The following is a 15,078-nucleotide window of genomic DNA, read 5'->3' as shown; positions in this document are numbered from 1 at the left end:
ATATATGGACTTCAGTTAGAACTTAATAGCAGATACCCCGCAGTTGCTCCTACACCAAAAATGATGTGTACTATGATTAGATGAAGAAAAAAACCACTTCGATTTATAGATGGAGGGTTTCGGTGAATTTTAAAAATTATCCACCAAACGCTTACCCCGAAAACTCCACTGATTAAACCCAGTAAACCTCCATTAAAATATGTTGGTGAAAGCCCGCCAAAATTCCATAGTAGATAGTAAATCACTACAAAGCCAATTCCTACCGCGTAGTGCATGAGCCAGCCAGCGGCACTATTGACAGAATCTTCACTGATCCAGGTCGAATTTCTCAATAATGTATTTAGCAGTACCGGTTCTTTAAATTGATTTCCAAACATATAAGACATGCAGTAACTGACTATGGTCATCAGTGTGGTAGCGATAAAGGCACTCAGCAGAATGATCAGAATAAAGTTCATACTAAAAATAGATTAGACGTTTGGGTTTCTCATCAATCACTTCCTCAAAGTTTCAAACCTGCATCCGTGGCATGGATAGCCCAAGTATTGTTCCGTTTGAATGTGTGTATTTCTCTGAAATGACGTTCTTCCCTCAAACAACGTCACGTTTCAAGTGTTGAAACGAAATCATGTGCATCATTTTAAAGCTACTGATTACACATTCCATCCCTTTACATCCGTCAATAAAAAATCATCAAGTTTTTGTGAAGTATCCGTACTATGGAGCACCGATATGTCTCCTGTCGTTTCTAAAATCACAGCTTTTACCTGGTTTAAATCCGTTACATTTGCTTCCCTTAACTTGGCTCTGACATCATCGGTGGTGACTTTTGTGGATTTTAAATTTTCCTCTAACATTTGAGAACCCTTCATTAATAACGTAGGCTGATTATCTACAATCTTAGACATTAACGGAGATATCCCCCGTAGTTTTGCAACAATGATTTGTAATCCAAATAATGCTCCCAATGCAATTACTGATTGGATGAGAGGCGGATCTTTAGCTAAAATTGTTGAAGCAAAGAGTGAACCCACAGCAACAGTCATTGCAAAATCAAAACTGGACATTTTTGAAAATGACCGGAGCCCTGAAAGCCGGGTAAATAAAATGATAGCAATATATATTCCTATTGAAGATATAATGACCATTATTATTGCCGTCCATGTAGTAGTGATCCAGGAGTAATCCATAATTTTGATTGTTTTGTAATTGGCGAATGATTGAGAGCTTTGCACCGCAGGCAGCCGGCAGATGGGCATTACAAAGCCTTCTAATATTACAACAGCCTTACTGGATCTGCTAAACTTTTCTCTTATATATTTTTTCTCTTATATATAAATGTAACAGAAAGAACTACAAGATATCCGTATAATTTACGATTTACATTGTCATATATAATGATACTTTAGAGTATAATTACTCTTAAACACTCCTAAATCATATCGTACCTTGAATAAAAATCAATTAAAAGCATCGACTATCATCGGGCACAACATTCTAAATGATCAGGGTAAACAAATTGGAACTATTAAAGATCTAATCATTTTTCAAAAAGATGGCACTGTGTTAGCGCTTATCTCTTCTGGTTTTAATTTTGGAGAAAGTAAAAAGTACCATGTAGTTCCTCTGGCGGCTTTCGGATTTGCTCTGCAAGAAAAAACCATGAAAGATGAGTTGATCATTACTCTTGATATCAGTAAAAATGAGCTAAAAAATGCGCCGGGGTTTGATACAGATAACTGGAAGCAAGCATTAGATTCAAAGTTTGTCCAATCGGTATATGATTTTTTTGAATTGGAAAATCCTCAATTATCCAGTTCACAAAATAGGATTTGATTACCTCGCACGACTCACAAGAAAAATTACAATCATGAGATATTCCCTCAAAAACGGATTTTTTTGGCTATTCATCTATATTCTTCTCGGCCTTATTCCGATGGGAATTGCAGTCGCAGGAGAAATACCGGAATTCCGGTCATTTTGGATTGAGTTCGGGGTGGCGCTCGGTTTTGTTGGACTTTCGTTGTTTGCCCTGCAGTTCCTCTATTCCGGTCGTTTTAAATGGATAGCGCCAAGGTTTGGAAAGGATAATATCATAAATTTTCATCGGGAAATCGGCATTACAGCCTTTTTTCTTGTGATGGCTCATCCGGTGATACTAATCTTGGCACAACCAGAATTTCTCGCGTATTTCGATCCAACCGTAAATTTTATGCGCGCAATGGCTCTTAGTTTTGTAACCGTTGCAATTCTGTTGATCACTGTAACAAGCATTTGGCGAATTACATTTAAGCTTCAATATGAGCACTGGAGACTTATACACGGAGTTTTAGCAATAGCCATCGTTTTTATAGGGGTTGTTCATGCTATGCAGGTATCGCATTACCTGGAACCTCTCTGGAAGAAGATAGCGATTGCCGCTGTAATGGTCCCGGCGATGTACCTTACTATCCATACACGTCTTGTAAGGCCCTGGCAAAACAAAAACAGGCCCTACACCATTACCGATGTAAAAGAAGAGGTTGGAAACTGCTGGACACTTTCAATCAAACCGGTTGGCCACGAGAAAATGGACTACCTGCCGGGTCAGTTTGCCTGGATCACAATTGGTCCGACCCCTTTTTCTCTTCAGCAGCATCCATTTACTTTTTCTTCAAGTCCCCGCGAACCAGAAATCAAATTTACCGCTACTGATGATGGTGATTTCACATCAACCTGGAAAGATATAAAACCCGGTACCAAGGTATGGCTGGAAGGGCCATTCGGGTCGTTTACACCTAAAGACGACAGCCATCTTTTTTTAATAATGGGTGGGATCGGAATCACACCAGCCATGAGCATGCTCCGAACCATGCGGGAAGATAACGACCCGCGAAAAGCGATACTGATTTACGCAAATAAGGAGTGGAAGGATGTCACATTCAAAAATGAACTCGAAGAGTTAAGTAAGAGTATTGACTTGAATGTAATACATGTGCTGGAAGAACCTCCCGATGGATGGGACGGTGAGTCCGGGCTGGTAAGTAAAGATCTCATTGAAAAATATTTGCCCGATATGCCGAATGAGTTTATGTATTACCTTTGTGGCCCCGAACCCATGATGGATATCGCAGGCATTGCCCTCTATGATTTAAATATCAAATGGAAACGAATATATATGGAGCGTTTTCAAATTGTTTAAAACCTGAGTTCGGTTATAAATGTCTTATATGTTAAAAAGTGGCGGACACGGGGCAAAAAGGGCGTATAACAAGGAATTTATCATCAGTACTGTCATACCGGACTTTGATCCGGTATCTCCTGCCTGTATTAGGGATAGGAGATACCGTAACAAGTGCGGTATGACGCCTTTTTTGACCGTGTCCGCCACTTTTTAACTCAATTTCAGAATCAAACTCAGGTTTAAACGCTGAAGAACAATTATTAACCAAAGCAACGAATGAAATGGAAAAACAACGAAAGCTGCTGCACAAGATTATACGCCGTTTAGCCGATGTGGTGACTATCGTGTTTATATTGATTTGCATCCTATTTGGGATGCGGTTTTTTTGATCTCCGGCCAGATAGGTTTGACCATGGCTTTATATATCTCTTACCCTGCCGCGGCGTTGGAAGTTTGATGGCGAAAGTCAATGAACCGAATCAGAGCAATGAATTATGATAAATTCTCAGCGCCTCCTCTCTTGAGACGTTTAGTCTCTGTTGAATCCAAAATATTTTCTTTTGATCGTTAGCTCCAAGACGTAATATTTCTTTCTCAGCGTTGTCAGTTTCCTTCTCACTTGTCTGGATCTTATTGTGATCCCAATATGAATCATTATTTGATTGATACATGAATTTTTTTCTTTTCTGAATTGAATTGGATTTCCGGGAATCATCCCCTGATGTTTCGACACAAAAATATCGTACCCCACATTATCAGCGTGATAAAGAAGTTCTTAAACACGTTTTAATTTTTACCGGAATTTTCGGGCGATTCTTCCTCGAACTTTTTGTGTTGTGCATTTTTTATGCTCTGCTTACCACCGTTCAATATGCCCGGCTTATTTGTGTTTTCTCTGCTCGTTTGTTCCGGTTTGCTATAGTTAATAAGCTCAAATATCAACGGGTTCAAATGATGATTGGGCTGTTGGCCCCTTCCGGGAGTGGTCGCACACGCCAGATGCAGATCTTCTTTATTCGCTAATAAAGTAATTTCCCCCCTTTTCGAAATTTTTATGATGGATAACGAAACCGGGATAGCAAAAAATCGAACTTCCTGCCCTAATAGATCATTGATTTTTAAGACGATATATTCAATCGCATCATGTTCAGGGTTGCGGATAATTTCTACAACTTCGCCCAATGTCTTTCGCCGGAAATCGTTCACCCGCTTCCCTATCGATTGAAGCACTATATCTGTGGTTAATGCAAATGACATAATCAGGCACTTTTTGCAGTCGGATTGATACTTTTTTTGGCAAGTTTAGTCAGTTTTTTATCTGCCGCTGATTCTTCATCAAGAGTTTTTTGCAGTTTCTTGGCTGCATCCTTATTGCCTACACCTTTAGCATAGGTTACAAGCGTTCCGTAAGCAGATATTTCATAATGCTCAACACGCTGCGCGTCAGCAATAATACCGGCATCTTTAACATCCAGGTCAGGATTTTCTTTGATGAATTCCTCAGCTTCTTTAATGAGCCCTTTCATTGCTTCACAAGTTTCACCGGTCATCTCTATCCCAAGTTCTTTACCAATTTCATCCAAACGCTTTTTATGCTCTTTTGTCTCCTCAAGGTGCTCTTCAAATGCTTTTTTAAGGTCCTTGTTGGATGAATTTTTGATCATTTTAGGCAATGCCTTTATCAGCTGTTTCTCTGCACTGTATACATCTTTCAAATGATGATGAAACAGATCTTCTAAGTTTTTTAATTTTCCCATGATATTATCTGATTTTACTTGATTTGAGTTTTTATTTCTGAAGTAGTGTAGATACAATTAAACTGTGTCAGCATTCGCTATACGATCCAGGTATTTGTTACATTGATCTTCACAACGTCTGCATGCTTTGGCACACTGCTGACAATGATCATGATCATGTTTTTCACACTCTGCGGCGCATTCTGCACAGATTTCTTTACAAAATTCTATTATCGAAACAGCAGGGGTGATGTTTCTCACCAATAACTTTAAAGCCAAATGGCACGAATCTGCACAATCAAGATCCAATTTTATGCAATCGGTCATTGGCTGAACATTTTCTTCATCAAGACAGGATGCTGCACAATAATTACACGCTTTAACACAGTTCTCTAATGATTCTAAAAGTTCATTGTGAATGTCCATGATTAACTATCGATTTGATTTTTTTGATATTTACTCATCTCTTCTTTCCACTCGCAATTTATTTATGATATGATTCAATTTATATAGCGTGATGTATGATTAACATGTAAGATAATTGCTACAAAAAGTATAGCTGAGAGAACATTCCAGAATCCTCTATTGGTAACTCCTGTAAATTGTTAACAGATCATTTATTGCAATAATTTCAATAGAAGGCTCTGAAACACCCATAATGAACAACCTCGGGGCAGAGCCCACGAGATATCAACTTAGAATCCATAATTTTTTGGTCAATATGGGGTTTATTCTGAAGTGTCCCCCTTCGAGAGGCTGTGAGAATTTACCCTCTCAATTGTAGGCATTCATTATTTTTTAAGGTATGAAAGCTTGTATTGAAGCTCCCCTCCCTATCACGTCCCGTTAGGGCGCGATAGGGAGGGGACGGGGGTGGGTCAGAAAGTCTGGGAGTTGAGAAAATGGCAGAAATCTTACTTTATTTAAGTGCATTTTCTTTGGAAAACAATTTCCTCACAGCCTCTCAAAGGGAAATTTCATCCTTTCCGACCCAGAGAGGGTCGGGGAATTAAACCACTTACGATTAAAAGGAGCCCTCAATCCGTCAGCCCGCAAAAACATCGTGCAGACGGACTGCAATACAAAGCCCACTCCATTTAGTTTATTAAACCATGCTGAAACGCATATTTTGCCATATCCACATTTGAAGATACTTCAAGTTTATCCTTGATCCGGTAACGATACGTATGAATTGTATTCGTACTTAATGAAAGTTTTTTAGCAATTTTCTGTACACTCATACCTCCTGCTATCATGCAGAGTATTTCAAATTCGCGATCGGAAAGTAATTCATGCAAACAATCATCTTTGCTACAAGCTTTTAAGGCAAGAAGCTCTCCTACTTCCGGACTTATATATTTTCGATTTTCTTTGATGATTTGTCTAACGGCCTTATTTAATTCATCAGAAATAACAGACTTACACAAATATCCATCCGCACCGGATTTAATGCAGCGAACGGCAAAACGTTCAGGCGGATGAATACTCAGAATAAGAATTGGAAGTTCTGGATATAAATTTTTAATGTCCTTCAACATGTCAAGACCGCTTTTACCCGGCATTGTAAAATCGAGAATGAGAATATCCGGAAGCTCCGCATTTAGCATTTCAAAAACTTGATTACAGTTGTTGGCTTCTCCAGTGACATGGGCCTCCATTTCCCTGCTTAAAACATTTTTCACCCCTTCCAGCATCAGGGGATGATCATCGGCTATAGCTATTTTGATCATTATTCACTCTCATTTTTAATATTTTATTTATAGCATTGATATCCAATTTGTATTTATTATTACTTTTATTCCTGACATCCTTTTTAGTCAGAAGTCAGTTATAATTTATTCAGTTTGGGTTCGACTAAAAATATCACAAATAATATCTTTATACCTGAAAATATACCCTAATATACATAGTTTAATATCCTATATAATACATATGATTTCAAGAAAAGATATATAATAGAAGACTTTTCAAAACCGTGCCTTTGTCACATTCTGGGACTATCACTGCATGGTACCTCCTTGCCCGGCGCCTGAAATCAAAATCTTCATCTATCTTACATACGCCCCGGTTTCGATTTCACTATGGTCTTGAACTATGACAAAATCCCAGATTTTAAATAGCCATCATATAACATTATGAAATATGATATAACTATTGTTTCACCCACTTTATTTGGTAACTTCTTGTACATTAACTAATTAAAATTGTTTCTTCAATTTTATATGTCAACAAATACGAATAAATATCACAATGATGAACATTTTCTTGTCGTAGGACTTGGAGCTTCAGCAGGAGGACTGAAACCGCTTCAGGAATTTTTCAGATCTTTACCTGCAGAAACCGACATGGCATTTATCGTGGTACAGCACCTCACTCCTGACAAAGAGAGCAACCTTAGTGAAATACTTCAGAGAGAAACAGAATTGAAGGTCACTCAGGTTTATGAAAAGACGAACCTCCGGAGAAATCAAATCTATGTGATTCCCCCCAGCAAGTTGTTATCGGTAGAAGATAATCAGCTTGAATTGTCTGATCCAAAGAAAGAGCATGGTATAGCCAGTATTGATCATCTGTTTCGCACCCTCGCAAAAATGAAACACATGTATGCGGCAGGTATACTTTTTTCCGGTTCAGGAAGTGATGGTATTACCGGCATGAAAATCATAAAAGAACATGGTGGTATTACGATTGCTCAGGATCCCAAAGAAGCTCAGCATTCCTCCATGCCATTAAACGCCATTAAAACAGGCGCAGTCGATAAAGTTTTGCCTGTTAAAGATATGGCAGATGAGCTGAAACAATACTTTCAGGGTCTCACGGAATCGATATTATCAGAAATTGAAGATGAAGATAATGCACTCGCTAAAATTCTGGATCGTATTCAAAGCAGAAATGACCATGATTTTAGTAACTATCGCCGCCCATCAGTCTTAAGAAGAATCGGTCGTCGTTTACGGGTAACCCGATCAAAAAATCTGGCAGAGTACCTGGCTTATATAGATAAAAACCCCGATGAAATAGACGAGCTATATAAAGACCTGTTGATCAGTGTCACCCAATTTTTTCGAGATTCCGAGGCATTTAAAGCGCTCGCGAATGAAACCATCCCTGCGTTATTTGAAGGAAAAGATGAAAATACCCCCATACGGGTTTGGGTGCCGGGGTGTGCCACCGGCGAAGAAGCCTATTCCCTGGCGATTCTTCTGTATGAGCACGCATCAGAGCTTGACTATCATTCAACGATTGAAATTTTTGCCACCGATGTAGACAGGGAAGCACTTTATGAAGGGCGGGCAGGCCGATATCCCAAATCCATTGTAAATGACATCAGTCCTGAAAGGCTGCGCCGCTTTTTTAAAAAGAACCAGGATGGGTATATCATAAATGATGAGATAAGGCAAATGGTACTCTTTGCCACTCATGACGTTCTTCGAAATCCACCGTTTTCGAAACTGGATTTGATTAGCTGCCGGAATCTTTTGATTTACCTGAACCAGGACCTGCAGTCGGAAGTATTTAATCTGTTTCATTACGCACTGCGAGAGAACGGCTGGCTTTTTTTGGGAACTTCCGATACCGGAATCAGTGGGGACGCATTATTCAACCCTGTCACTAAAAACTATCGAATCTATCAAAAGAAAGCCCAAATCCAATCCCGGAATTCTCTTCCCGTAATGCCCCTGCTATATAAAACGGAAGTAGGCACCAACTATAAAAGAGCCACTGCAAAAAAGAAAGATAACATCGAAAAAGTGCACTGGAGCCTGCTGGCCGGGCTTTATGCACCGGAAAGCGTGCTCATTACTAAAGATTTTGATGTAATTCACTCCACGGATGGCATCAAAAAATTCCTTGAATATTCGGGCGGTGAACCGAGCCGAAATATCCTGGATATGGTGAAACCTGGTATCCGGCAGGATCTGCGGAATATTTTACACCAATTAAAAAACAGTGATTCAAAATCTGTTGAAAGAAGAATCAGTACTAAAGAGGGCACCGATAAACTGGTATTGATTGCCCGGATTTTTACTGAAAAGAATTTTCCCACAGGCCTTATTCATGTGGTATTCAAAGAAATTGCTGAAGATCCTGAAACCGATAGGAAAAAAGGAAAAATATCTAAACCGGAAGCTACTGATGAGGCTCCGGAAATTATTTTATCCCTCGAGAACGAACTGGAATATACACGGCAGCAACTTCGGTTATCGGTGGAGGAGTATGAGGCATCCATCGAGGAACTAAAGGCTTCGAACGAAGAGCTTCAGTCGATGAATGAGGAATTACAGTCTACTACAGAAGAGCTGGAAACCAGTAAAGAAGAACTGCAATCAGTAAACGAGGAATTAAAAACCGTAAACGACCAGCTTGAAAGTAAGGTTGAAGAGCTGCACTATGCCCACAGCGATCTGGAAAATCTTATAGAAGCCACCGAAATAGGGATTATTTTCGTGGACCGTGACTTATGCATTCAGCGTTTTACCCCTGCAGCAACAGGTATTTTCAATCTTATTGATACTGATAAAAAGAGACCATTACAGCATATTACCCATTCACTGGATTATGACACACTCCTTTCTGATATCGAAAAGGTCCAGCATAATGGTAATAAAATTAAAAAAACCGTAACCACAAAAGACGGGCGGTGGTTCATGATGAAGATACGTCCGTATTGTTCTTTCAAAGATAACATGGAAGGGGCTGTTCTCTCGTTTGAGGAATTTACAGAGCTGAAAGAAGCCAGGGATATCGTCAGAGATAAAAGTTTACAGGAATCACTGGCAACCCTTGGCGTTTACGTGCTGGAACATGATGACCTGGATAACGTGATGCATCGGGCTCTTCAGCAAAGCTGTGCCATTTTGAATTTAAAATGTGCAGCTATCATGGAGTATGACGAGCAGAATGATTCGTTTAAAGTTGCAAATGATTTAGGGTGCGGCTGCCAGGATACAGAGTTGGAAAATGATGAGACATGGGATCTTGGTTATAGCCTCAATGCTAAAGAACCCGTAACAGTCCTGGATTATCAGAAAGAAAATAGGTTCAGGGTCTCTCCTTTTTTAGCAGAAAGTGAAGTCTGCAGCAGTGTCCACATTTCCATTAGAGGGTCGAATAGTGTGTATGGGGTTTTTGCTGCCTATACCGAAGAAAAACGAGAATTCACCAAACAAGAGCTTCACTATATACAGGTGGTTGCGAATATACTTGGCCGAACAATTGAACAGCATAAAAATCGTGAAAAGCTGGAAGAGTCAAATACCCGATTACAAAACGAGATAGAGCGAAGCGAGCAGCTTCAAAGGGAAATAATTACCAACAGCGTTCATGATCGATGGGAGTTAGGCGGGTATTTGCATGATAATTTAGGGCAATTACTTGCAACCATTAAAATTCTGGTTGATGATATCCGGCTAAAAACTGCCGATCACAAAATTGATCTTTCAGAAGAGGTGAAGCAGTTTAATAAAATGCTGGATATGTGTATAAATAGTATTCGGGACATGACCCATTGGATTATTCCGGTGGACATTGAAAATGAAGGAGTGGAACGTACTTTCAGATTTCTAATGACCCAGACAAGTAAGCTGTATAGTGCCAATTGCAAACTAAAGGCAAACAATCAGATTCTTGATAGAATAAAAAATCGAGAAGCGGCAACCCATCTCTATCACATTGTACAGGAAGCATGTAAGAATGCCGCGATCCATGGGAAAGCAGAGACGATTGTTGTATCCGTCTACAGAGAAGACGACCATTTTATTCTTCAGATTAAAGATGATGGTATTAGCCTGAAAGACAAAAACAACAACAAGGGAAAAGGTCTTCGAATCATGAAACATCGAATGGATTTATTAGGAGGTACATTTAATATTTCCAATTACTCTGATGAAGGTGCATCTGGAACTGTGGTTACATGTAAGATGCCGATGAAAAATTTGAGACGGGTTGAAGCAAAAGAATAGTACCTGTTTAAAATGATTTCGGTTAATCTGCTGCTGTATATCCACTATCTCAAAACTCTTTAAACAACGCTCTGTAGTGCCACATCCATTATTTTAGTTACCAGAAACGCTTCTTGTTCTGCCCTCCAACCCAACCCGCCTTCGGATGTCATTTTCGGTCCCTTTGGATTTTATGACTGAGATTGAATTCAGAGTTCTAATGATGCCGCTAACTACGGTGCTTCTATAAAAATCGGCCTCCTTGTACCCCAGAGATTCACCTTGTGAACCTCTGGGGCTGGGGCTACGGATATGCCGCCCCGAAACGGGGCTGGTTACATTCCTGAAAAGGTGAATGCCATTCATTTTATATACGATCTACTGTTTTAATTGAAACGTACTTTGTAGCCCTACATCCCCATTTTGTGGAAGTTGCGCTATAGTGAACAATCCACAGTTTAAGGACGTAATTTCTATTACATAAATGTAATATATTCTGCCACATAGATTTATATAATCAATCTGTATTTTATTGCCGGTGATGTAGTAAAGTACACTCATAACGATATATAGTTTCCTCATTTTGGTTGTCTTAGAGATGATAATTTGAGGACGCTTATGAGTAAAGAGAGCGCTGATATACCCGGCAGATTTAAATAATCTGCCGGGTTATTAAACAAAAATTCCACCCCCCTTCATGCAGACAGTTTTTGCCGTAGACAACCTTATCCTTTCTACAAATAAATCAAAAACTAATATTCCACGAATGATGATTTTATTCGTAAAAAGATTCATATTTCTGTTGATGTTTTGGCAATTGCAGTATGCATCCTGTTTCTTCGCAGAATTACCGTGAAACTATGCTACACGATCGAAGTGGAAGATCCGTTTTACCACCCTTTGCTCAAAAAATGATCGTCCCTCCTCCTGCCCCGTCGTACTCAAATAGAAGCTAACATTTCATTCTTTCGACATCCGTATGGTAAAAATTGTTACATCAAAAAATATATTTCCGCTACACATTAGATGGGACAAATTTTCTATCATACAAGTAAGATTTACTAATATATTTCATTCAGGATAGGAGTGGTTAAGTAAAAATGAACGGCCTGCCGAAATCAAATATATGAGCACGTCCGGAAACTTTATTCAACAAAAATATTAAACAAGAACTAATCATGAACCACATAATTAAAAAAACAAGTAGTATTATCCTTTTTTTAATAGCAGCATTATTTGTCTTTATACAGTGTGGCGATACCAGAGATAATCAGGGTACTTTAGTTGAAAATGAAGACTCACCCATGTATGAGGATGATCGGAGTGAGGCCTTTGAAAATGAACGGCAGGAATTAGTATCAGATCTGGAAAAATTGAGAGAAGAACTTGACAGAAAAAGTGAAGAGGTGGATTCTAAAATTGAAGAAGCTGATGAAGAGTCAGTTGAAGAACTTGAGTCAATACGAGAAAATATGAGACAACATCGTTCCGAAATAGATAATGCGATTGAGGATCTTGAGGATTCTTCTTCAAGTACCTGGAGTGGGGTTAAAGTTAATATTGAAAGACTGAAAGAAAGAGTAACCACAAATTTGAACGATTGGGATAACAGAATTCGGGAGATCGACGGTAATGGTAATTGAGTTAACCGTTTAAAATTGAAAAATAGAGTTTAATTTGTTCGGAAGAAGGCCACACATTCCTGAATAGCATTCGTATTCAGGCAAGATATCAAGGGGAAAAAGAAGCGCAGGCCAATAATAGGTTTGCGCTTTTTTTAACTTAATTTGGTTCTTAACCCGGGCATTCTGCTCAGCATTTTTCAATTATAAAATAAAATACTTAAAATTATTTTTTTGATGTAGTTTCAATTCACGAATCACTTTAGTTCAATAACGATGTTTATTCAATTGAGAGTTTTAATAGTGGAGGATGATAAAGTGCAAGCATTTAGTATTCAAAATATGCTGCAAAATTTAGGTCATTCACCTATCGGCATTGCTGATACTGCCGAAAAAGCTATCAGAATGTATACCTCCCGACACCCTGATCTGATTCTAATGGACATCCAACTAAACGGGGAAAAGGATGGTGTTGAAGCGGCAAAAGAGATGTTAAAGTTATGGTATAAACCAGTAATTTATATTTCCGGACTGGATGTTTCAAAATACCAGGATCGCATCAAACAAACCCATAACAGGGGTATCTTACAGAAGCCAATTAATAAAGAAATACTATCAGATACGCTTTTAAAATGTTATATATAGGAAGCGAACGTGCGGGTATAATAAAGCTTCCCTGATCCAGGTTTTCTGCCGATCGGCACTCTACCATTCGCTTACAATTCTTCAATATTATTTTCGCGCACCTCTTTCATTTCTTTATAATAGGTTGGAGTAAGATCCGTCACTTTCTTGAACTGGTACGATAGATGAGCTACACTACTGTAATGTAGTTTATAAGCAATTTCAGTAAGAGTGAGCTCATTATACATCAACATCTCCTTTACTTTTTCAATCCTGTGCAAAATGATGTATTGCTGAATGGTCATTCCTTTTGCTTCCGAAAATGTGTGAGACAGATAAGTATAATCATACCCTAATTTTTGGCTGATATAATCTGAATCATTCATTTTTGGCACTTCATTAGAGTGATGTATCATTTCAACAATCACGGTTTTAATCTTTTCAACCAGAATCCTTTTTTTACTATAAAGTATTTCCAGTCCTGATTTCTTCAGGTTATTGTTGAATATCTCAAGCATTTCATCGGAAATCTCTTCCTCGATTTCAACCATGCCAAGATTAACTGTAAAGCAGGTCAGTCCAAGCTTTTCAAGCTCCTTCTGAACAAAAAGCTTGCAGCGCAAACTAACCATATGTTTGATATATAGTTTCATAATCCCCCCTTTTACTTAAACTCATTTTTTTCAGAAAAATGAGTCAATTGTTTTTAAAATAGACGGTGATGCTCCGCCAGAATCCCCTTTCGTTTGCCTGTTTACTGATTGCCATCGGTCGGTTAAATCCTCACTGCGTACGCATGGAATGATGTACTACTCTAAAAGCGCTTTCAGCTGGCTGTCAGTAAAATTATTTACATCAACAGTATTGGGATATTTACTGATCTTCGTCGAATCTTATCCCTCTCTGTATGGCTTGCAAGGGATATCCACGTTTACCGGACTCTTCCTTACTTTCATCATTACGAATACTTCAAAATCTCATGGTACGATTAAACCTGTCCGGGCAGGCTGTACCTGGCAACCCATAAACTTATGTGAGTAATTAAATTTACCTGCCTTCATTATTATGAATGGAATCAGGACAATCGGGAATCATATAGGTCTAAAATTCAACGGCAACAAATGAACCAGCTATTGTTCATCCGGTTTATTCAGCTCACCAGAAATCGTATGATTTAACGTATGTTCGTTATCCATACTTTGCCTGTCCATACTCGTATCCCTGCTATTCAGGTTCAGTTCTTCAAGTGCCCATTTACCGGATTGAACTATACTGAAATCAGAATGCTCCAATAATAATATTTGAGACATCATTTTTTTATAACTCATCTTAAAAAATAGTTTTATATACTCAGTTAATAATCTGATAATGACTGATTTCACACATACACGGTGAACTAATAAAGTGAATATCCCATACTTTTTTTTTGATACCATTTTAATTGACTCAAAATGCATATCAAGCAGAAGAGGCTTTGCAGAACCAGGGATTTTGCAAAGCCCTCCAGAAGTAAGGGATACCCACTCATGACCTGAATCGAACATTCAATTTAGGTCAGCCGCTCATTTCATTATAGATTAAAAAAATGAACAGGTTCCTGATGCTTTTTTATAAAGCTGAGCTATGGCGTTTTTCATAACCGTAATGAGTATACACTGAATTTACAAATTCAGGATCGGCGCTTGATGGCCAGTTATCTTTATCAAAGCTCGGAGCATTTTCCAGCTTTTCTTTGTTTACATCCAGCATGATTTTCTCTTCTTTTTCGGAAAATTGAAGGGCTTCAAGCGGTATAGCAAAATATTTACTGCCAATACCCAGAAAACCTCCAAATTCAAGTACTGCGTATTCTACATTTGCTTTTGCGGGATTTATCATCAGGTCTTTAATGTCACCAATGTTTTCTCCCTTCAGGTTATATACTTTTTGTCCGGTTATGGTGGAAGAAGATAAGGTTCTTGTATTCATGATGTTGATTTGTTTAATAGTTT

14 protein-coding genes are annotated in these 15,078 nt (G+C 38.6%); 5 read left to right on the top strand and 9 right to left on the bottom strand.

Annotated elements, in window-relative coordinates:
• Positions 1–11: 11 nt before the first annotated feature.
• Together DYD21_RS14115 and DYD21_RS14110 are read right to left on the bottom strand one after the other, a co-directional pair.
• On the bottom strand, positions 12–458 hold the full coding sequence (locus tag DYD21_RS14115; RefSeq protein ID WP_116037641.1) for a hypothetical protein: 447 nt from the start codon (positions 456–458) through the stop codon (positions 12–14).
• Between the two features lie 195 nt (positions 459–653).
• Positions 654–1,190, bottom strand: a complete 537-nt coding sequence (locus DYD21_RS14110; RefSeq protein ID WP_116037640.1) for a DUF421 domain-containing protein — start codon at positions 1,188–1,190, stop codon at positions 654–656.
• Between the two features lie 259 nt (positions 1,191–1,449).
• Here DYD21_RS14110 and DYD21_RS14105 point away from each other — a divergent pair, with 259 nt between their 5' ends.
• Positions 1,450–1,836 carry a PRC-barrel domain-containing protein gene (locus DYD21_RS14105; protein ID WP_116037639.1) on the top strand — a complete coding sequence of 129 codons (387 nt, stop codon included), beginning with the start codon at positions 1,450–1,452 and terminating at the stop codon, positions 1,834–1,836.
• Between the two features lie 34 nt (positions 1,837–1,870).
• Positions 1,871–3,181, top strand: a complete 1,311-nt coding sequence (locus DYD21_RS14100) for a ferric reductase-like transmembrane domain-containing protein (protein ID WP_199535553.1) — start codon at positions 1,871–1,873, stop codon at positions 3,179–3,181.
• A 768-nt stretch (positions 3,182–3,949) separates the two neighbouring features.
• Here DYD21_RS14100 and DYD21_RS14090 read toward each other — a convergent pair.
• From DYD21_RS14090 to DYD21_RS14075, 4 genes are all read right to left on the bottom strand, one after another.
• The gene (locus DYD21_RS14090; protein WP_147303598.1) at positions 3,950–4,345 is read right to left on the bottom strand and encodes a hypothetical protein; all 396 of its coding nucleotides are present in this window, start codon (positions 4,343–4,345) and stop codon (positions 3,950–3,952) included.
• 77 nt (positions 4,346–4,422) lie between these two features.
• Positions 4,423–4,920: a ferritin-like domain-containing protein gene (locus DYD21_RS14085; RefSeq protein WP_116037636.1), complete on the bottom strand. Its 498-nt coding sequence runs from the start codon at positions 4,918–4,920 to the stop codon at positions 4,423–4,425.
• 57 nt (positions 4,921–4,977) lie between these two features.
• Positions 4,978–5,226 carry a four-helix bundle copper-binding protein gene (locus tag DYD21_RS21525; RefSeq protein ID WP_348636192.1) on the bottom strand — a complete coding sequence of 83 codons (249 nt, stop codon included), beginning with the start codon at positions 5,224–5,226 and terminating at the stop codon, positions 4,978–4,980.
• Between the two features lie 770 nt (positions 5,227–5,996).
• Entirely contained in the window at positions 5,997–6,629 is a 633-nt protein-coding gene (locus DYD21_RS14075; RefSeq protein WP_116037634.1) for a response regulator transcription factor, read from the bottom strand.
• 492 nt (positions 6,630–7,121) lie between these two features.
• Here DYD21_RS14075 and DYD21_RS14070 point away from each other — a divergent pair, with 492 nt between their 5' ends.
• The 3 genes from DYD21_RS14070 (at position 7,122) to DYD21_RS14050 (ending at position 13,108) form a co-directional block, all read left to right on the top strand.
• On the top strand, positions 7,122–10,862 hold the full coding sequence (locus DYD21_RS14070; protein WP_116037633.1) for a chemotaxis protein CheB: 3,741 nt from the start codon (positions 7,122–7,124) through the stop codon (positions 10,860–10,862).
• A 1,157-nt stretch (positions 10,863–12,019) separates the two neighbouring features.
• Positions 12,020–12,484, top strand: coding sequence for a hypothetical protein (locus tag DYD21_RS14055; protein WP_116037630.1), 465 nt, complete (start codon positions 12,020–12,022; stop codon positions 12,482–12,484).
• Positions 12,485–12,739: 255 nt separating this feature from the next.
• On the top strand, positions 12,740–13,108 hold the full coding sequence (locus DYD21_RS14050) for a response regulator (RefSeq protein WP_116037629.1): 369 nt from the start codon (positions 12,740–12,742) through the stop codon (positions 13,106–13,108).
• Positions 13,109–13,179: 71 nt separating this feature from the next.
• Here DYD21_RS14050 and DYD21_RS14045 read toward each other — a convergent pair whose 3' ends face one another.
• The 3 genes from DYD21_RS14045 to DYD21_RS14035 all read right to left on the bottom strand — a co-directional run bounded on the left by DYD21_RS14045 (position 13,180) and on the right by DYD21_RS14035 (position 15,055).
• Positions 13,180–13,740: an AraC family transcriptional regulator gene (locus DYD21_RS14045; RefSeq protein WP_116037628.1), complete on the bottom strand. Its 561-nt coding sequence runs from the start codon at positions 13,738–13,740 to the stop codon at positions 13,180–13,182.
• A 477-nt stretch (positions 13,741–14,217) separates the two neighbouring features.
• Positions 14,218–14,415: a hypothetical protein gene (locus tag DYD21_RS20910; RefSeq protein WP_147303597.1), complete on the bottom strand. Its 198-nt coding sequence runs from the start codon at positions 14,413–14,415 to the stop codon at positions 14,218–14,220.
• 280 nt (positions 14,416–14,695) lie between these two features.
• Complete coding sequence (locus tag DYD21_RS14035) at positions 14,696–15,055, bottom strand: PRC-barrel domain-containing protein (RefSeq protein WP_116037626.1); 360 nt, start codon at positions 15,053–15,055, stop codon at positions 14,696–14,698.
• Positions 15,056–15,078 lie beyond the last annotated feature (23 nt).

The organism is Rhodohalobacter sp. SW132 (assembly GCF_003390325.1).
GTDB lineage: Bacteria > Bacteroidota > Rhodothermia > Balneolales > Balneolaceae > SW132.
Note: the sequence above shows the minus strand (reverse complement) of the source record. Positions and strands in the feature narration are given on the sequence as shown.

Bases quoted from the DNA above. Each gene is read 5' to 3' on its own strand.
- DYD21_RS20910 (WP_147303597.1), bottom strand. From the start codon at position 14,415: ATGAGTTATAAAAAAATGATGTCTCAAATATTATTATTGGAGCATTCT.
- DYD21_RS14055 (WP_116037630.1), top strand. From the start codon at position 12,020: ATGAACCACATAATTAAAAAAACAAGTAGTATTATCCTTTTTTTAATA.
- DYD21_RS14075 (WP_116037634.1), bottom strand. From the start codon at position 6,629: ATGATCAAAATAGCTATAGCCGATGATCATCCCCTGATGCTGGAAGGG.
- DYD21_RS14070 (WP_116037633.1), top strand. From the start codon at position 7,122: ATGTCAACAAATACGAATAAATATCACAATGATGAACATTTTCTTGTC.
- DYD21_RS14110 (WP_116037640.1), bottom strand. From the start codon at position 1,190: ATGGATTACTCCTGGATCACTACTACATGGACGGCAATAATAATGGTC.
- DYD21_RS14045 (WP_116037628.1), bottom strand. From the start codon at position 13,740: ATGAAACTATATATCAAACATATGGTTAGTTTGCGCTGCAAGCTTTTT.
- DYD21_RS14100 (WP_199535553.1), top strand. From the start codon at position 1,871: ATGAGATATTCCCTCAAAAACGGATTTTTTTGGCTATTCATCTATATT.
- DYD21_RS21525 (WP_348636192.1), bottom strand. From the start codon at position 5,226: ATGACCGATTGCATAAAATTGGATCTTGATTGTGCAGATTCGTGCCAT.
- DYD21_RS14115 (WP_116037641.1), bottom strand. From the start codon at position 458: ATGAACTTTATTCTGATCATTCTGCTGAGTGCCTTTATCGCTACCACA.
- DYD21_RS14050 (WP_116037629.1), top strand. From the start codon at position 12,740: ATGTTTATTCAATTGAGAGTTTTAATAGTGGAGGATGATAAAGTGCAA.
- DYD21_RS14035 (WP_116037626.1), bottom strand. From the start codon at position 15,055: ATGAATACAAGAACCTTATCTTCTTCCACCATAACCGGACAAAAAGTA.
- DYD21_RS14085 (WP_116037636.1), bottom strand. From the start codon at position 4,920: ATGGGAAAATTAAAAAACTTAGAAGATCTGTTTCATCATCATTTGAAA.